The organism is Maribellus sp. CM-23, from assembly GCF_021354595.1.
Taxonomy (GTDB): domain Bacteria; phylum Bacteroidota; class Bacteroidia; order Bacteroidales; family Prolixibacteraceae; genus Draconibacterium.
In genome coordinates this window covers 80,104-98,002 of record NZ_JADWYJ010000001.1, presented here as the reverse complement: position 1 = coordinate 98,002, position 17,899 = coordinate 80,104, and the positions used below count along the sequence as shown (strand labels likewise).

The following is a 17,899-nucleotide window of genomic DNA, read 5'->3' as shown; positions in this document are numbered from 1 at the left end:
TATTTTACAGGCATGCAAATGCATGAAATCGAAATCAACAAACAAAGAGGATGATTTTGGAAACGCGCATGTCAATGAAAGAAATAAGCATCCTGTCAGAGGAAGTAAGCTGTCGGTAAAAGGAAATAGTCAATCCAATTTTGGAAACATGCATGTAGATCAAGGAAATACGCATGTCGATGAAAGAAATATGCATTCCACCAGAGGAAGTAAGGATCCCATTAATAGAAATAAGCATCCCATCAGAGGAAGTAAGCTGTCGTTAAAAGGAAATAAGCATCCTGTCGAAGGAAATAGGCAGTCTGATTTAGGAAACTCGCATTCCAATTAAGGAAACATGCATACCAACAATGGAAGTAAGCATCCCATCTCTGGAAATAAGCAGGATGTCCCAAAGAGGTTTTTCCCCAGCCTGTTAAGCCTGAAAAACGAAAGTAAATCCAACAAGGTGCTGACTTGCTTTGCCCGACCGGTCAACTGCCACGAAAAATTTTCTACCTTTACCGCGGTTGGTAACGAAGGATCGTTAAAAGGGAATCCGGTTTAATTCCGGAGCTGTACCCGCAGCTGTAAGTTCTAGCTTTTCTTCTGATTTGTGAGCGTATAGATACAGATCGTTAGAAAGACAGAATCCCGAAGATAATCAGGTGAAATGATGGTTTTCGAGGGATCTGTTCAAAGCAAACTGACTTTTCTTACACCATTATCCGTCGGTGGACGGATGAGAAGGTTGAAGTCAGAGAACAAGCCAGAAAACCTGCCAACAAAAAAAAGATGAACGAACTTCGGGAGTAAAGTGTCGGAAATCATTCACATGATTCTACCATTTGTTTCCGGACTGAAAAATGTATCCAATGAATGCGAAAAGCATTTGGCTGTCGGTAGTGCTGTTGTTGCTTGTTATTCCGGGATTTGCTGCGGGGGTGCAACGCGTGGTTTCGCTGGCACCTTCCATTACCGAAAATATTTACCTGATTGGCGCACAGAGCAAGTTGGTGGGCTGTACCAGTTACTGCACACAGGCGGTAAACGACGGCGTTGACCAGGTAGGCTCCACCATCGATGTAAACATTGAAAAGCTGTTTTCGCTCAAACCCGACCTGGTGCTGGCTTTGCAGCTAACCAAACAACAGGACATTGCGGCCATGGAAAAGCTGGGAATAAGGGTAGAAACCATGAAATCGCCGCGTAATTTTGCCGAAATCTGCGAACAGACAAAATACATTGCCGGCCTGCTGGGAAGCTCGGAGCACGCACTCGAAGTGCTGGCTCCGCTGGAAAGACGGGCGACCGAAATTCAGCAGCTAACCAAATTGCTGAAACCACAGAAGATCTTTTTCCAGATTGGCGCCAGCCCGATTTTCTCGGTGCTGGAAAATACCTATATGAACGATTTCATTACCTTTTGCAACGGCTCCAACATTGCCGCAGGCCTCACCAAGGGCACCATGACCCGCGAAAGTGTGGTGATGCGTAACCCCGATGTGATTATTATTGCAACGATGGGAGGTTTTGGAGAGACGGAAAAAGAAGAGTGGATGAATTACAAAAGTGTGTCGGCCGTGCAAAAACGCAAGGTCTTTCTGATCGATTCGGAGACTTCGTGCAGTCCTACACCTCAGAATTTTGTCAGCGCGTTGGAAGATGTCTATCGTTTTTTAAGTGAATAACAAATGGCAGGAATAAGAACCAGGTATTGGAAGTGGATTGTGTTTTTAGCGGCTTTGTTGCTCTTGCTCGCCGTGTCGGTGGCCATCTCCTTGTCGTCGGGCGAGATCGACATCAGTTTGGGCGGGCTCCCGCAAATACTTTCGCAACCCGATTCGATGGAGTTTACGATTTTGACACAGATCCGGATTCCACGACTGATTCTGGCCATTGCCGTTGGAGGAGCCCTGAGCCTTTCGGGCGCTATTTTGCAGGGAATTTACCGCAACCCGCTGGTGGAACCCTATACCCTTGGAATTTCGGGAGGAGCAGCTCTGGGGATTGCCATTGCCATTGTTTTTGGACTGAATAGCCTGAGTTTTCTTACGCTTCCGGTGTTTGGCTTTTTAGGAGCGATAATCACTTTGTTTCTGGTTTATTTTCTAAGCATAAAAAGGGCCGGGCTTAGCATCAACAGCATGTTGCTGATTGGTGTAATGGTGAGTTTTATTTCGTCGTCGGCCATGATGTTTTTGATGTCGATTTCCACTACCGATAATTTGCAAAGCATTGTTTTTTGGGTGATGGGTTCGCTCGATGAATCAAATTCGATGTTAATACGCATTGCACTTTATTCGTCGCTGGCCGGGTTGATCATCACTTATTTCTTTGCCCAACCTCTAAATGCGCTGCGCTTGGGAAATGCCAAAGCAAAACATCTGGGGATCAATACCGATGTAACGGTTCGCCTGTTGTTTTTTGTGGCCTCGCTGTTGACCGGGATCGCGGTTTCGGTAGCCGGGGTGATCGGTTTTGTGGGGCTGGTAATTCCGCATCTGGTGCGTTTGGTTATTGGCAATGATTATCGCGTATTGCTGGCCGGGTCTTTCCTGGGAGGTGCTATTTTCCTGGTGCTGAGCGATACCATTGCACGGACGATCATAGCCCCCAACGAGTTGCCGATTGGCGTAATTACGGGATTTGCAGGAGGATTGGTATTTATTATTGTGTTGAGTCGGTCACGTTCTCACGTTAAGTTGAATTGAATATATGCAGTCGTTTGTTAAAATAGAGCATTTTTCGTGCGGATATCCGGGGCATTTTATCCTGGATGATGTCAGCTTTGGGATTCAGAAAGGTGATTTTGTGGGGATTATTGGCCCGAATGGATCGGGGAAAACCACCTTGTTTAAAGGAATCTCTGCCGAGCTTTCAGCCTTAACGGGTGTAGTTACTTTAGACGGGAAAAACATCCACAAAATGAGTCTGCGGCAACGGGCGCAAAACTTGGCCATTGTTACCCAAACCATCGAAGCAGGTGCTATGACGGTGGAGGAATATGTGCTGATGGGCCGCATGCCTTATCGCAAACAGTTTCAGTTTTTCGAAAACGAGAACGACTTTGCCATTGCCGAGAAATACATGAAATTAACCGGTGTGGACCGGCTTCGGAACAAGTACATGAACGCGTTGAGCGGAGGGGAGCAACAGCTGGCCGGCATTGCCCGTGCGCTTGCCCAGGAGCCCCAGTTGCTTTTGCTGGATGAACCCACATCGCACCTCGACATAACGCACCAGGTTCAGATTCTGAATCTTATCCGCCGCCTGAGCCACGACCTGAAACTGACCATCCTGATGATTATTCACGACCTAAACCTGGCCGGTGAATACTGTGATCAGCTGATCATGATGCAAAAGGGGGGAGTCAGAAAGACAGGAGTTCCGATGGACGTGCTTAATTACAAAGACATTGAGGCGGTGTACGATACAGTAGTGATTACCCGTACCAATCCCGTTTCCGGGAAACCGGTTGTTTTCTTGATTTCGGAAGACGTAATGAGTACAAAAAAGCTTTCGTGAAACCTGTTGAAATTTTCAGCAATTAAGATTTACTGGTTGGTGATTATGCGATGCCCTGCATTCCATTTTTACTTGGTAGGTCTGCTTCCGTAAATTATTTGCTACTTTTATACCCATTACATCTAAATCATTGAACCATGAAGAAATTTCTAACATTTACTTTTCTGATTTTCTTGTTGCAACTGGCGGTGGTTGCTCAGCAAGCCCAAAGGCCCGATCCGCAGCCCGCACCCGAAACAAAAGAAAATTTCAAACTGGGAGTTGCCGGTTATACCTTTCATAAATTTGATTTGCAAACTACACTGGAGACGCTGAAGCGTTGCGATGTTCATTATTTGTGTATCAAGGATTTTCATTTACCCATTGAAAGTACCGATGAGGAAATTGCAGCTTTCCATGCCAAATGTGCCGAATACGGTGTAAAAGGCTATGCCGTGGGGCCTCTCTACATGCGTTCGAAAGAAGACATCGACAAATATTTTGAATACGCCAAAAGGGTAGGAGTGAATACGATTGTCGGGGTGCCGAATTACGACCTGTTACCGTATGTGGAAGAAAAAGTAAAAGAATACGGTTTCTTTTATGCCATTCACCTGCACGGCCCGGACATTGACATTTACCAGGATGCTGACGAGGTTTGGGAAAAAACAAAAGACCTTGACCCAAGAATGGGCATGTGTCTGGACATTGGCCACGATACCCGGAACGGTAAAGATCCTGTGGCCGATCTCAAAAAGTATCATTCACGTGTTTTTGACATTCACCTGAAAGATGTTACCGGAACTACAAAACTGGGCTATTCGGTGGAAGTTGGACGCGGTATTATCGATTTTCCGGCTTTTGTAAAGATGGTGAGAGAGGTGAATTACACAGGCGTAATTAGCCTGGAACACGAACGTAATATGGATAACCCGTTTATGGGAATTGCCGAATCAATCGGTTATTTTAGGGCCATGATTGTAGCAACCCGCTAAAAGAAGTTTATATTTACTAAATATTTGAGAGGTGTTAGCGTTATTGTTAACACCTTTTTATTTGCAGAAGATTCATGCCTTTCAGGTAGAATCTTAATAGCACTTAATTTTATACTTTTGTCGGGTGCAAAAACTGGGGAATATATATCGGAGAAATATTTACGGAGTGATGGGGACACTGGTCTTTCACATTCTTCTTTTTTCAGCTTTCTTGCTGGCCGATATCGACAAAAAGGGAAACATTAAGGAAGAAGTCATACTGATTGAGTTTCCGGATAATATTCCCGAACCCGAGCTTCCGGAGGAAGAACCCGAACAACAGGAGAAACAGCAACAACAAGCTCCCGCTCCAACTGTCAACAACAGAACCAACCTGGCGTCCAACCGCTCGGCGCGTGAGAATACCACCACTTCAAAAGAAGAATTCTTCGACAATGAATATTTAAAAGAAGTGGAAGCCGCCCAAAAACTGTCGTCAAGCGTTAGTAACAACCTTTCAAAAGACGTAGTGGATCTCAGCGAAATTAAGATGCCCGTTGAAACGACAGAGGGCATGGACAGGGATTCCATTAAAAATGTGATTTATGCAGGCGAAAGTAACATTGTTTATTACCTGGAGAACCGTTACCATGTGAGTCTGCCTGTTCCGGTTTACCTGGCGCAGGGAGGTGGGACTGTTATTGTGGATATTAAAGTGAACCGTGACGGGACAGTGGTGGACGCCACCGCCAGAAAGAACAATTCCATTCGCGACCAGCAAATATTTTTGTACGCACAGGAAGCGGCAACCCGTACCATTTTTAACAAAGACGATGCTGCTCCGGCCCTTCAAAAAGGGACAATTCATTATACTTTCGTTGCTCAGTAACATTCATGTTAATTTATCGGGCCTTTAACATGATTTAACACCTTTCTTTTGCTCCATTTGCTCTCCGGCTATATCTTTGCGGTACGTTTATTTTCATAAGTTTAGGTTTAGTTAGGTTAGTTAGTTTAATGAGAAAAGGATGGGTTGTTGAACCCGTCCTTTTTGTTTTTAGCCCCCTTTGAACATATTTTTTCTCTTATGCTTCTTTTTTTAAGATAATTTTTATCTTTAACTTTTATTGTAATTCATTGTTTATTAGCTTAGTTGATGCTTTTAGTGGAGATTGTTGATTAAGTTGTGAATAGAATAATTTTAAATAAAGGGTTACCTTTTTCGTAATAATCGAATAATATAATAGAACATGATAAACTATACGGATGCGCAAATCCTGAAAGGAATCTTAAGGCATGATAATTTAATTTTACAGTACATCTATAAACAGTACTACTATAAAGTAAATTATTTCATTAAGAAGAACCAGGGAAGTGAAGATGATGCCAGCGATATATTTCAGGAAGCCATTATCGTGATTTACAGAAAATTAAAGGAGAATGATTTAATTTTCGAAAAGAGTTCTTTTCAAGGCTATTTATTTTCGGTTTGCAGGTTTCTATGGTTGAAACAACTTGAAAAACGACGAATAGAACGAGAAAAACTGAACGATTCGTTACCATATCAGGAAGATATTTACGATGATAACCTGATGGAATTGGTAGAAAAAAACGAAAAGTACGGTTTGTATCAAAAGCATTTTAAAACCCTTAGTTCTGATTGCCAGAAGTTGTTGCAGCTGTTTTTCGAAAAAGTCTCGCTTAAAGAAATTGCAAGCATTATGGGCTTTAAAACGGAGAAATATGCAAAAACCCGAAAATTCAAGTGTAAAGAGCTGCTTATAAAAAGGATTAAGCAAGATACAGAATTTAAAAAAATACTTGAAGATGACACCTAAAACAGAATTAATTGGACGCATTGAAGACTATTGTTTAGATTTAATGGACGCACAGCAAAGACTTGAATTCGAAAAAGAACTGGAATTCAATCAAGAGCTGAAGGAAGAAGTAGAACTTCACAAAAATCTACAGGCCGCAGTGCTCGAAATGGACGTGTTAAACCTCAAAGGCAAACTTCTGGAAATTCAGGAGGAAACAAAATCAGAAAAAATTACAAACGGATCGTTTGCTTTGCTGGAGGATTTGGAAGAAATCCAGGAGCTGACAGACGAATTGACTTTTGCAGAACTGGTGGACAGTTTTGAATCGTTGCCCAAGGTGCACGTGTATCAACACGAAAAGACAAGTAACGAGAATATCCATCATTTCTACAAGGAACAAGGTCAGAATGGAGCCGAAGTCAACGGTTACGATGAGGAACTGAATGGCTTCGAAATGGAAGATTTGGATGGCCTTGAAGAAGCCGTTTTGGAAGCTGACATAATGAATCTCCGTGAAACCTTGCAGCAGGTAGCCAAATCTGTAGAACCTCAGTATTCTGCCGAAGAAATTGATGACTACCTGAACGGAGAGATGGATGACAATATTTTGGCTGAATTTGAAGCTGAAATGAAGCAGAATAAGCAACTGCTCGAAGAAGTGAATCTGCATATGGAATTGGAGGCTGCGCTCGAAGAATTTGATGTAATGAAGCTGAGAGACGAGATGAGCAGCATTATGGATGCAGAAACTTCGTGGAATGTAAGCGAAAATACAATTGAAGACTTTATCGATGGTGTTCTTGACGATGAAGAATTACTGGAAGAGTTTAATATCGAATTAAAAGAAAATACCGACTTGATGGCTGAGCTCTCGTTGCGTGAACACATAAATTCAGCCATCGGTGAAAAAGACATTATCTCGTTACGGGAAAGCCTGTCGGAGGCACGCAGAGGTTCAGAAAAGCAAGAAGTAAAATCGATCGTAATGCCACGATTCGATACGCAGTCTACGCGATTCTGGAGAAACAGTGTGGCTATGATCGTTGTTTTGATCGGTTTGGCGGGCATTTTAAATACCGGAATGCAGTCGACTCAGGGGACCTATGCAAAATATTTTGAAACACCTACCTGGGCTTCCGAACGTTCTGTGAACGCAAGTTTGGACGCGATTCAGACGGCAAAAATATACTTCCAGCAATCCGATTATCAAAAAGCGATCAAAGAGCTGGACAATGTCACTCCGCAGAAAGACCAGGCCTTTGTTGCCCAGTTTTACAAAGGATTGAGTTATCAGAACCTGGATCAGTACGACAATGCAATTCAGGAATATACGAAAGTTATAAATCATGGAAATAACTTATTCGTGGAAGAAGCAGAGTGGTATAAAGCTTTGTGCTACTTGAAAGAGAACAAGCGAAGTGAGGCAAGGGCTGAGCTGCTGGCAGTAATCGACCGTAAGGGACACTACGAAAAAGATGCAAAAGCCATTATTCGCAAGTTAAGGTATACGTTTAAATAAATTCTGTTCATTCAAAAGTGGATTGATTCAATTTTAAATACACATTCACCTTTTTAAAGATTGAATCGAGAAACAAAATAACACAAGCGTTCAAATGAAATAAATAGACTGATTCGATTTTAAATACACATTCACCATAAAATTGAATCAAGAAACAAAGTAGAAGATATACACATTCAACGCGAAATAGATTTATTCGAAAAAATACACATTCATAAAGCCTGTCTTTTCTGACGGGCTTTCTTTATGCGTAAGATCTGGTCAATAGAGAAAATAAGAATGAGTAAAATAAGAATTCCAAAGAAATAGATATCATAACTGGTGTAAAGTGGCGAATTGTCTCCGATGGACTTAAAACTCATCCAATAGTGAGGGTGCGCCAATCTTGAATTGGATTGATCCAGGTATTCTATTTTGGCTAATCTTAGTGCTTCGTCTTTGGTTTTTCCTTTTTTAAGGTTTTTGTAAAAGGATGTCATTATCTCCGTTCCTGCCTGGTCTTCAACTTCCCAGAGCGAAACCACAATAGAAGGGCAGCCGGCATATAAAAATCCTCTGGAGAGACTCATTAATCCTTCTCCTTTTTGCATTCTTCCCACTCCTGTGTTGCAGGCACTTAGGACTGTAAGCCTTGCATTTCGTAAATTCAGGTTGTAGATGTCTGCGGTATTAAGCCAGCCGTCTTTGTCAAGCGGTTCATTGGGCGTTTCCGGCATTGGCGAGAAAGCAAGTCTCGAGAACGCCGGAAGGGAATCGTTGATATATGCGTGCATAGCCAAATGCAATATGTCGTATTCCTGGCTAAATTTTCTGAAATTTTCTTCCGTTGCTTCATGTCCCCTGTAAACGTCTGTTTTTACGGTCTTTGCAATAGCGTCTACTTCCTTTTGCACACCCGGAAGTGGCATTAGCGTGTAACTGGCATTTGATAGTTCAAACTTTTCGGAAGCATATAATGGAGCAAATGCCAGTGTGTGATTTTTTAACTGGCGTTTGGAGTGGCTGTTCTTAAAATAAATATTTGCAGAATTGGCATAATTAATATTGAAGTCACGGATCAAATAATCCAATTTTGAAAAATCGATCACCTGGCTTGTGTCCGGGAGTGATTTTAGCAGGCCGTCAAACGCAATGTAATTCAGTTTCCCGTCAGGAATAATAATTAAGTTCATATTCTTTAGCGCATATTGAAAAGGCTGCAACAGCAATGTGTACATATCGTTGGCGGCTTGGCAATATTGCTTTGAATCCTCGTTGTGTGTAAAAAGAAAATTGGGAGTAGTCATAAAATGAAACATGTACTCGAGCGACCGCTGCATATCGGAAGATATCTTTTGAGAAGTAAAGAACTTGTGGTCTTTTGTAATCAGAAAAGTAAACAGCTCTGATGCAGTATCTGTTTGATTGATTGCATATTCGATTATTGCTTCATTCTTTTTTAGTTTATTTTGTACATCATTTACATTAAGCATGGAAGCGGAATATTTCAGGTTGTAATAATCCGGATATTCTTCTTCTAATAGGTGATTCAGTTCGTCGCGGCTTTTCGAGGCCTCAAAAATTTTGTTGTTGTACTCTGCAATTAACTTTGAATCGGCACTGTCTTTACTTTGCTCCTCAAATAATTTTTCGTTAAAGGTTGATATGGTACTGTTTAGCTTGCTTTCGAGTTCTAGTAGAGTGTCAGGAATCAGGCTGTTTTCCTGGGCAAGGTCATCCGATATTTTGTCAAAAACAGCGATACTTTTCATTTGCTCTGCATTCTGAAATGCAAGGTCCAGGTATTGCTCGTCCTGATTGTAATCATAAGCCAGGTAAGCAGTTTCAATGGTTTTCGAGAATGTTGACGATTCAAGGCTGGCGAGCTGTAGCTTGCTCTCATCACTTGATATTTCCATTCGCGCGCGTTGGATTAGTTGGCTGGTTACCTTATAGTATTCAAGAGCGTTTTCCAGCGAACTCAAATAAATATCACCTTTGGGGTCATTATTTAGGATAGCTATTTCTGAGTAAGTATCGGCTATGGTCTTTAACAGTATAACACAGTCAGTAAATGATAAACAGTTATCGGTGGTTAAATTCCCTATTTTAAGTTCGGTATCTTCTTTGTAAAGCGCTTGCAGGCTCTCGCTATACCATTGTATTGCTTCTTCCAGATTTTTCCTTTTTTGCTGTTTAAATGAAAGTACACTTGGAGATTCAATGGGTCTATTCCTTATGAGTTCTCCTTTGAACTCATAGTAGCGTGATAGTTCAACTCCTCTTTTATCTTGGCTTTTTCTGATAATATTAAATGCATTATTTAAAGCTGCCAGACCGTCTTCATATTCAGATATACTAGAAAGAAATTCAGAATAATTAAGGTAAGTAATTGCCGTTTCTAGGTGATCTTTTCCATAATAAGATATGGAAAGAGCTAAATTCTTCTCATAATATTGTTTGGCTAAGCTAACGTTATCTGTTTTTTGATAAATAATACCCAATAATTCTAAATAATAAATTCTATTTAGTGTATCTGGTGTACTCTCATACAGCTTAAGCATTTCGATGGCATCTTGATAATCTTCCCTCAAATAGTGAATTTCTGCAATAGCATAGTTCGCCTCTAGTATATCGTATTCATTGATGGAGGATTGGTTTGAATAGATATTTAGAGATTGTTGAGAATATTTTAAAGCTTGTAGATAGTCTAATTTCGCTCGATAGATATTACCTATATTTCGATATAGCCTGGCCAAAGAAACTAAGTTTGAGTCATTTCTTAAAAGATAGTTTTTTTCTGCTAACTTATAATTTCGAAGTGCTTCTTCATTTCTGCCCAGTAATTTGTAGGTAATTCCAATGGAAACATATATTGTCCCTAAAAAATAATTTTCCTCTCCATAAATTTTTTTTCTATAGTCGAGAGCGAGTTTAAATGAATCAAGAGCCTCAATACTTCTTTTTTGATTATTTAGGTTAATGCCTGCATTGTATAACTCTCTGACTCTTATGTTGTAATGATCATTGTTATTTGTCTGTCCCAAAAGAATATTTGAAAGGAACACTAGGAAAGCTAAAAGATAAAAGGTTCCAATTTTGCCCATAATAATGTTATGATTTCAAACGCCAAAGTAAAGGTTTTTTAATTTTTTTCAAATTCGGGGGTTACCTTTTTAGGCTTTTAGGAATATATAAGTGAATGTGTATTTAAAAAGTTTAACGAATTAATCTATTTAATCATGAAAAGGGTACTGGGACAAACAACTGAAAACACTTTTGCTAGCTTCAATTTTGACGTTTTGACCAATGAGGAAATGAGAACTTTAAAAGGTGGTGACGAGTCAAGACCAAAATCCAGAGATAGGGATGTTTATGATACTTTAGAGGGATAATACCTCAAATCATTAGCTGTTTTATTTTTATTGTCTTACAGGATAGAGTATCCTTGTTTAACTAAGATTAATACGTTTCTTTAAAATTAGGAAGAAGAGTAGCCTATATACAGAACCAATTAAGTTGTTAGTACAGGGGGTTAAGACGCAACGTTTTAAACCCCTTTTGGTTTGAAAGACTCAACTCAACTTCTTTTCCCTTCAAAGATTTCGTATTTATTGAAGTTACACTCCAAAGCTCCGTTGAAAAGCTCCTGTTTACTCGTGGGTTTTAATCCAATGTATTTCATGCTTTCCTTAGCTGAGCTTATAATCCAGGCTTCATTGCCGCAGTAATGGTGCTTAAGGCGTTCTCCTATCATTTGATACAAACTATCTAAATTTTCGCTTTTTAAACGCTCTCCATAGGGTGGATTGGTAATAATGGTGCCGTTGTGCATCTCAATGGGCAAATCTTTAAAGTCTGCTACCGCAAATTTGATTTTGTTAAAAACCAACGCCCGCCGCGCATTTGTTTGTGCGTTTAGAAGATTGCCAGCTGATATATCCGAAGCATATATGGTATAACGGTATTCACGTTTTTCTGTAGGTTCGGTAATTTTATCCCATAAAAGCTGGTCGTAATCGTTCCAGTTCTGAAAAGCAAACTCTTTTCTGAATTTAGCCGCCGGAATATTTTGGGCAATCATGGCTGCTTCAATAGCGATGGTTCCTGAACCACACATCGGATCCATAAAATCGGAGTTTCCGTACCAGCCAGCCAACATAATCATGCCGGCTGCCAATACCTCGTTTAAGGGGGCATCGCCTTGTTTTATACGGTAACCTCTTTTGTGCAACGATTCACCCGAACTGTCGAGGGAGATGGTACATGTATTCTGGAAAATGTGAACATTAATGATCAGGTCAGGATTATCGGTATCTACATTGGGCCGTTTTCCCTGTTTTTCGCGAAAATAATCAGCGATCGCATCCTTAACTTTCAGGGAGGCAAACATTGAGTTACGGAAGTCCCTTGAGTTTACCACCACACTGTCGATTGAAAAGGTATCTTCAAGTCCCAGGTGCTTCGACCAATCGATATTTTTACACTTTAGGTAAAACTGGTCTACATTCTTAAACTGAAAATGATCAATCTCTTTTAATACTTTTAACGCCGTTCGCAGATAGTAATTGGAACGATAGATCATTTCAAGATCACCTTCGTAAAAAACGGCTCGTTTTCCGCGACGTACATTTTTTCCGCCCAGACGTTTTACCTCTTTGGCCAGTACATCTTCCAGCCCTGCAAAAGTTTTTGCAATCAGTTTATAATCTTTCAATATTTTGAGTTTATCAAATACCGGCTCCGTCGGTAAATGTTGATTCTTTTGGTCTTTTTTGAATAATACGTGAATTGGGCGGCAAATCGTTGGTAACCCACACATTTCCTCCGATTACAGAACCTTTTCCAATGGTTACCCGGCCAAGTATGGTAGCCCCGGCATAGATTACCACATCGTCTTCCACGATCGGGTGGCGCGGTATGCCTTTTATCGGGTTCCCGTTTTCGTCGAGCGGAAAGCTTTTGGCACCCAGAGTTACCCCTTGGTATATTTTTACATTGCTTCCGATAATACAGGTAGAACCAATAACTACACCGGTTCCGTGGTCAATAGTAAAACTTTCCCCAATTTGCGCCCGTGGGTGTATGTCTATCCCGGTTTCGCTGTGCGCCATTTCAGCGATAATGCGTGGCAAAAGCGGCACCTGCAGTTGCAAAAGCCGGTGTGCCAACCTATAGTTGGTGATGGCGCGGATTCCCGGATAACTAAAAATGACTTCTCCGTAATTTTTGGCTGCCGGATCGTTTAGAAAGGTTGCTTCAACGTCGGTTACCAACTGGCGCCTCATTTCTGGCAGAAATTCGATCAGATCAATGGTGTCTTGTTCTGATTTTGAACGGTGTCGTTCTACTTTGCTAATGGTTGTTTCTTCACATTCGAAACACATGCTGGCAAGAATTTCCCCGCTTAATAATTCGTAAAGTTCATCCACATAAACTCCCATGTAGTGTTTGGTCGTACCTCCCCGCAGGGTTGTATTTCCAAAATACCCGGGAAACAGGATTTCCCGAACCAGCTCAATAATCCGGGCAATGTTTTTATTCGACGGCAGGGGTTCTCCTTTAAGATGTTCGTGACAAACCAGTTTGTAAGACTCGGGTTCACTCAGTTTATCAATGGTGTTCTGCAATCGGTTTTCGAATTCCTGTGTTGTCATAATTTTTAGTCTAATGCAAAGCTAAGCAGTATCGCTTAACAAATTACATTAAAAACGATTTATTGAATGTTTTGTTGATAAAGGTTAAAGTATCCTGTCGATCACCGAGATGGCATTTTGTACTCTTGTTCCGTTCATGCCCTGAATGATTTCGTAGGGAAAACCGTATTTTCCGATTTCGCTGATGTATTTTTCCTGCAAGCGCTCTCTGTTCTCTCCCCCGTTTTCACGAACAGGATCTGAGATCCAGGGAAGGTCTGTGTCGCAGACAAGAAATAGATCAATTTTTGTGTTTTTTAATTCGTTTTCAATCCAGTGGGGAATCCTGCCAAAAACGACCTCGAACCACACTTTTGTGATGAGTAACCAGGTATCCAGAAAAATGACCTGGAAACCTGACTTGATCAGGTCATTGTATTGCTCTACCTGTTTTTGCGCAATGTACTCAACATCTTCAAAGGTGTATTTTCTATCCAGGTTCTGAATGTAGTCGCGTGCATATTCAGGAATAAACGGCGCTCCGTAATGTTCTGATAGTTCCCTGGCCAGATTACTTTTTCCGGTAGATTCGGCCCCGGTAATGGCTATTATTTTAGGACGCTGCTTCAACTCGTTTCAATAAATCTTTCTTCCATGCAAAATAACCATAAATGGCCATAAACGTGTATATCGAAAACAAGATAACAGTGGCCCATAAACCTTTATATACATAGAGACCTGCCGAAACTGCATCGACAAAAATCCAGATGAGCCAGTGTTCAACGTACTTTTTAGCCAGCATCCAGGTGGCAACGATACTCAAGGCTGTGGTTAAAGAATCCAGGTATGGAACATCCGAATCTGTAAAGTTTTTTAGGATAAACAGGATAAGAGCGTACAAAACAACCGATGCTGCTACCAGCATGTATCTTAGTTTTGAGGTAGTGAGCCGTACCGGAACCTGTGCCTGGGCATCCGGTTTTTTCCCTTTCATCCAAAAATACCAGCCATACAAGCTTATAACCACATAGTAGACCTGTAGTCCCATGTCGGCGTATAGCTTTACGTCAAAAAATACGATAACGTACAGAAACGAGGAAATCAGTCCGGTGGGCCAGGTGAATATATTCTGGCGGATCGAAAAGAATATATATATCATACCAAGAATGGCTCCCAGTACCTCCGTTTGGTGTTCTGAAAGCCATTCCAGAATTGTCTCAGTCATAAAATTATTCGTTGGTTACCAGTAGGCCCTCGTATTCTTTTTTATCGTCGAGTACCTCCAGTGCCTTACTTATTTCAGGATCGTCCTCATTGAGAACTTTGTACATGTCGTTACGCGAATACACATCGCGGGCGATAAAAGCCTTTAATTCTTGCTTTAAATTGTCTTTTATAAAAGCAATACTTTCATCGTTTCTTTCCACGCCTTCTTTTTCTCCCCGGCTTACAATTTCTTCCACTGCATCATCACCAATGGTGAAATTCCGGTTGAACTGATCAAATTCCGGATAGTCTTTTTTCAGCTCATCGCGGTTTGTATCAATGAAATCGAGGACGTAGTTGAAAACCACATTTTTTCTTCTCAACTGGTTCAGGTAAATATAGTTGTGTGAAGTATCGAGCGGAACAAAAATATCGGGCATTACACCACCTCCTCCGTAAACACTTCGGCCATTCACCAGTGTTTTGTGTTTTAAAGAAGTATCAAAATGAATGCTGTCGGCATTAAACATTTCGCCGTTGCTCATCCGGTTGGTGTAATCTTTTCTGTATTCGCTCACGCCGTCTTCATATGGTTTCTGAATACAGCGCCCACTTGGTGTATAATAATGGGCGGTTGTAAGCCGAACCATTGATCCGTCAGTCAGGAAAAATGGTTTTTGTACAAGTCCTTTTCCAAACGAACGACGGCCAATTATAACTCCACGGTCCCAATCCTGAACAGCGCCGGACACAATTTCGCTGGCCGAGGCTGATCCTTCGTCTACCAAAACAACCAGCTTTCCGGTTTCAAACAAACCTTTGGCCGAAGCATCGTAATCCCGTTTGGGATCGTTCTTGCCACTTGTATAAACGATCAGTTTATTGTTGTCAAGAAACTGGTCTGAAATTTCAATCGCGGTTTTTAAATAGCCTCCGCCGTTGCCACGCAGGTCAAGCACCAGGTTTTCAATCCCCTGTTGTTTCAGGTCTTTCATGGCTCCCACAAACTCGTCGTTGGTGGTTGCCGAAAACCTGCTCAGTTTTATGTAGCCTGTGTTTTTATTCAGCATGTAAGAGGCATCAAGGCTGTAAATCGGAATTTTATCGCGGATGATGGTAAAAGCCAGAAGGTCTTTTTCCAATTTGCGCGACACCTTCAGATTCACCTCAGTGCCTTTATCTCCCCGAAGCATGTCAAAAACATCGGAGTTTTTAAGGCCGATACCTGCAATGTTTTTACCATCCACTTCCACAATCCGGTCGCCGGCCCGTAAGCCAACTTTTTCGGAAGGGCCTCCGGCAATGGTGGTTGTAACCAGCAAAGTATCTTTGAAAATGTTAAACGATATGCCAATACCTTCAAAATTTCCTTTTAAAGGTTCGTTCATCTTTTCCACTTCTTCTTTTGAAATGTAGGTAGAATGCGGGTCCAGTTCACTCAGTACATGAACAACGGCATCTTCTGCCAGCTTTTCGACATTGGCCGAATCAACATAATAACCGTCAATCAACCGAAGCAGGCGGCCAAATTTCAGTTGGCTTTGCTGAACGTTTTCCTGTGCGGAAAGCTGCGCAAAAGGCCAAGCCAGAAAAATTGCTAAAAGTATCCTTAGCCCTAAGTTGGACGTTTTATTAAATCTTGAAACTTTCATAGTCTTTTTGTTAATGTAACCCGGTAAGCTGCCAAATATTGCTTCAGGCAACCAATATCAAAAGCCTAACAACTATTCCCATTCAATTGTTGCCGGCGGTTTGGAACTAATGTCATAAACTACGCGGTTAATTCCCCGCACCTTGTTAATGATCTCGTTCGACATCTTCGCCAGAAAATCATAGGGAAGGTGCACCCAGTCTGCCGTCATTCCGTCGGTAGAAGTTACAGCCCGCAACGCAACGGTATTTTCATAGGTTCTTTCGTCGCCCATTACACCTACCGACTGCACGGGTAGCAGCATAACACCTGCCTGCCAAACATCGTCGTACAATCCCCATTTTTTCAGACCATTGATAAAAATGGCATCGGCTTCCTGCAGAATTCTTACTTTATCGGGAGTTACATCGCCCAGAATGCGGATGCCAAGCCCCGGACCCGGGAAAGGATGGCGCCCCAGTAATTCCTGTTTAATCTGAAGGGCTTTACCCACACGACGAACCTCGTCTTTGAAAAGCAGTTTCAACGGTTCCACTACTTTCAGTTTCATTTTCTCAGGCAATCCACCTACGTTGTGGTGCGATTTTATGGTGGCTGATGGACCGTTTACCGAAACCGATTCAATAACATCGGGGTAAATGGTGCCCTGTGCGAGCCACTTCACATCTTGTATCTTGTGCGCTTCTTCATCAAAAACTTCAATAAAGTTGCGGCCAATAATTTTTCTTTTTTGTTCCGGATCGGTAACCTCGGCCAGGTCGTCCCAGAATTTTTGACTGGCGTCTACACCAATCACATTCAGTCCCATGTCTTTGTAGGAATGCAGTACATCTTCGAATTCATTCTTACGAAGAAGTCCGTTGTCAACAAAAATACACGTCAGATTTTTACCGATTGCCTTGTTTAGCAACACCCCGGCAACCGACGAGTCAACACCTCCAGAAAGGCCTAACACTACTTTGTCGTTACCCAGTTGTGCCTTTAATTCATTCACGGTAGTTTCCACAAACGAGTCAGGTGTCCAGTTCTGCACGCATCCGCAAATGTCGGAAACGAAGTTTTCCAGCAACTGTTTGCCTTCGGTGGTGTGGTAAACCTCGGGGTGAAACTGAATAGCCCAGGTACGTTCGTCGTCTACTTTGTAGGCAGCATAATTAACATCTTCAGTCGATGCAATTACCTTATAGTTTTTCGGAAGTTTTACAATGGTATCTCCATGCGACATCCACACTTGCGTATGAAGTCCTACATTCTTGAAAAGCTCACTGTCGTGGTCAATGTATCCCAGGTTGGCCCGTCCGTATTCTCTTGAATCCGAGGGAGCCACTTCTCCGCCATAAAAATGAGCCAGGTACTGAGCGCCGTAGCAAATCCCAAGAACAGGCAAAGTTCCTTTGATTTTCGAGAGGTCGGGTCGGGGCGCATCTTCGTCTCTTACCGAATAAGGACTACCTGAAAGAATCACGCCTTTCACGCTTTCGTCAATCTCAGGATAGTGATTAAAAGGATGGATTTCACAATAAACATTCAACTCACGGACCTTTCTTCCGATCAATTGCGTGTACTGCGACCCAAAGTCTAGAATTAGAATCTTTTCCTGCATGAAAATTTTACTTTTGATTGTGAAT

General features: G+C 41.7%; 16 protein-coding genes and 1 riboswitch. Of the genes, 9 read left to right on the top strand and 7 right to left on the bottom strand.

What is annotated here, in order from left to right:
• Positions 1–22: 22 nt before the first annotated feature.
• The 8 genes from INQ51_RS00405 to INQ51_RS00370 all read left to right on the top strand — a co-directional run bounded on the left by INQ51_RS00405 (position 23) and on the right by INQ51_RS00370 (position 7,799).
• Complete coding sequence (locus INQ51_RS00405) at positions 23–331, top strand: hypothetical protein (RefSeq protein ID WP_233375916.1); 309 nt, start codon at positions 23–25, stop codon at positions 329–331.
• Between the two features lie 162 nt (positions 332–493).
• Positions 494–780: riboswitch (cobalamin riboswitch) on the top strand.
• A 74-nt stretch (positions 781–854) separates the two neighbouring features.
• Positions 855–1,670, top strand: coding sequence for an ABC transporter substrate-binding protein (locus INQ51_RS00400; RefSeq protein WP_233375915.1), 816 nt, complete (start codon positions 855–857; stop codon positions 1,668–1,670).
• 3 nt (positions 1,671–1,673) lie between these two features.
• Entirely contained in the window at positions 1,674–2,693 is a 1,020-nt protein-coding gene (locus INQ51_RS00395) for a FecCD family ABC transporter permease (RefSeq protein ID WP_233375914.1), read from the top strand.
• A gap of 4 nt (positions 2,694–2,697) precedes the next feature.
• Complete coding sequence (locus tag INQ51_RS00390) at positions 2,698–3,507, top strand: ABC transporter ATP-binding protein (RefSeq protein WP_233375913.1); 810 nt, start codon at positions 2,698–2,700, stop codon at positions 3,505–3,507.
• Between the two features lie 137 nt (positions 3,508–3,644).
• Positions 3,645–4,481 carry a sugar phosphate isomerase/epimerase family protein gene (locus INQ51_RS00385; protein WP_233375912.1) on the top strand — a complete coding sequence of 279 codons (837 nt, stop codon included), beginning with the start codon at positions 3,645–3,647 and terminating at the stop codon, positions 4,479–4,481.
• A gap of 169 nt (positions 4,482–4,650) precedes the next feature.
• On the top strand, positions 4,651–5,349 hold the full coding sequence (locus INQ51_RS00380) for a hypothetical protein (protein WP_233375911.1): 699 nt from the start codon (positions 4,651–4,653) through the stop codon (positions 5,347–5,349).
• A gap of 361 nt (positions 5,350–5,710) precedes the next feature.
• Positions 5,711–6,298 (top strand): RNA polymerase sigma factor, encoded by a 588-nt coding sequence (locus tag INQ51_RS00375; RefSeq protein WP_233375910.1) that lies wholly within the window; start codon positions 5,711–5,713, stop codon positions 6,296–6,298.
• Entirely contained in the window at positions 6,288–7,799 is a 1,512-nt protein-coding gene (locus INQ51_RS00370; protein ID WP_233375909.1) for a tetratricopeptide repeat protein, read from the top strand. The genes INQ51_RS00375 and INQ51_RS00370 overlap by 11 nt, the downstream gene beginning before the upstream one ends.
• A gap of 212 nt (positions 7,800–8,011) precedes the next feature.
• Here INQ51_RS00370 and INQ51_RS00365 read toward each other — a convergent pair whose 3' ends face one another.
• Positions 8,012–10,885 (bottom strand): CHAT domain-containing protein, encoded by a 2,874-nt coding sequence (locus tag INQ51_RS00365; protein WP_233375908.1) that lies wholly within the window; start codon positions 10,883–10,885, stop codon positions 8,012–8,014.
• A 135-nt stretch (positions 10,886–11,020) separates the two neighbouring features.
• Here INQ51_RS00365 and INQ51_RS00360 point away from each other — a divergent pair, with 135 nt between their 5' ends.
• Positions 11,021–11,173, top strand: coding sequence for a hypothetical protein (locus tag INQ51_RS00360; RefSeq protein WP_233375907.1), 153 nt, complete (start codon positions 11,021–11,023; stop codon positions 11,171–11,173).
• A 185-nt stretch (positions 11,174–11,358) separates the two neighbouring features.
• Here INQ51_RS00360 and INQ51_RS00355 read toward each other — a convergent pair whose 3' ends face one another.
• From INQ51_RS00355 to guaA, 6 genes are all read right to left on the bottom strand, one after another.
• On the bottom strand, positions 11,359–12,495 hold the full coding sequence (locus INQ51_RS00355; protein WP_233375906.1) for a class I SAM-dependent RNA methyltransferase: 1,137 nt from the start codon (positions 12,493–12,495) through the stop codon (positions 11,359–11,361).
• Between the two features lie 13 nt (positions 12,496–12,508).
• A complete protein-coding gene (gene epsC, locus INQ51_RS00350; RefSeq protein WP_233375905.1) occupies positions 12,509–13,435 on the bottom strand; it encodes a serine O-acetyltransferase EpsC in 927 nt (308 codons plus the stop codon).
• Positions 13,436–13,519: 84 nt separating this feature from the next.
• The gene (locus INQ51_RS00345) at positions 13,520–14,044 is read right to left on the bottom strand and encodes an AAA family ATPase (RefSeq protein WP_233375904.1); all 525 of its coding nucleotides are present in this window, start codon (positions 14,042–14,044) and stop codon (positions 13,520–13,522) included.
• Positions 14,028–14,639 (bottom strand): nicotinamide riboside transporter PnuC, encoded by a 612-nt coding sequence (pnuC, locus tag INQ51_RS00340; protein ID WP_233375903.1) that lies wholly within the window; start codon positions 14,637–14,639, stop codon positions 14,028–14,030. Before pnuC ends, INQ51_RS00345 begins: the two co-directional genes overlap by 17 nt.
• 4 nt (positions 14,640–14,643) lie before the next feature.
• Positions 14,644–16,272: a S41 family peptidase gene (locus tag INQ51_RS00335; RefSeq protein ID WP_233375902.1), complete on the bottom strand. Its 1,629-nt coding sequence runs from the start codon at positions 16,270–16,272 to the stop codon at positions 14,644–14,646.
• 72 nt (positions 16,273–16,344) lie between these two features.
• Positions 16,345–17,874: a glutamine-hydrolyzing GMP synthase gene (guaA, locus tag INQ51_RS00330; protein WP_233375901.1), complete on the bottom strand. Its 1,530-nt coding sequence runs from the start codon at positions 17,872–17,874 to the stop codon at positions 16,345–16,347.
• Positions 17,875–17,899: the final 25 nt, after the last annotated feature.

Bases quoted from the DNA above. Each gene is read 5' to 3' on its own strand.
- INQ51_RS00405 (WP_233375916.1), top strand. From the start codon at position 23: ATGAAATCGAAATCAACAAACAAAGAGGATGATTTTGGAAACGCGCAT.
- INQ51_RS00400 (WP_233375915.1), top strand. From the start codon at position 855: ATGAATGCGAAAAGCATTTGGCTGTCGGTAGTGCTGTTGTTGCTTGTT.
- INQ51_RS00395 (WP_233375914.1), top strand. From the start codon at position 1,674: ATGGCAGGAATAAGAACCAGGTATTGGAAGTGGATTGTGTTTTTAGCG.
- INQ51_RS00390 (WP_233375913.1), top strand. From the start codon at position 2,698: ATGCAGTCGTTTGTTAAAATAGAGCATTTTTCGTGCGGATATCCGGGG.
- INQ51_RS00385 (WP_233375912.1), top strand. From the start codon at position 3,645: ATGAAGAAATTTCTAACATTTACTTTTCTGATTTTCTTGTTGCAACTG.
- INQ51_RS00380 (WP_233375911.1), top strand. From the start codon at position 4,651: ATGGGGACACTGGTCTTTCACATTCTTCTTTTTTCAGCTTTCTTGCTG.
- INQ51_RS00375 (WP_233375910.1), top strand. From the start codon at position 5,711: ATGATAAACTATACGGATGCGCAAATCCTGAAAGGAATCTTAAGGCAT.
- INQ51_RS00370 (WP_233375909.1), top strand. From the start codon at position 6,288: ATGACACCTAAAACAGAATTAATTGGACGCATTGAAGACTATTGTTTA.
- INQ51_RS00365 (WP_233375908.1), bottom strand. From the start codon at position 10,885: ATGGGCAAAATTGGAACCTTTTATCTTTTAGCTTTCCTAGTGTTCCTT.
- INQ51_RS00360 (WP_233375907.1), top strand. From the start codon at position 11,021: ATGAAAAGGGTACTGGGACAAACAACTGAAAACACTTTTGCTAGCTTC.
- epsC (WP_233375905.1), bottom strand. From the start codon at position 13,435: ATGACAACACAGGAATTCGAAAACCGATTGCAGAACACCATTGATAAA.
- pnuC (WP_233375903.1), bottom strand. From the start codon at position 14,639: ATGACTGAGACAATTCTGGAATGGCTTTCAGAACACCAAACGGAGGTA.
- INQ51_RS00335 (WP_233375902.1), bottom strand. From the start codon at position 16,272: ATGAAAGTTTCAAGATTTAATAAAACGTCCAACTTAGGGCTAAGGATA.
- guaA (WP_233375901.1), bottom strand. From the start codon at position 17,874: ATGCAGGAAAAGATTCTAATTCTAGACTTTGGGTCGCAGTACACGCAA.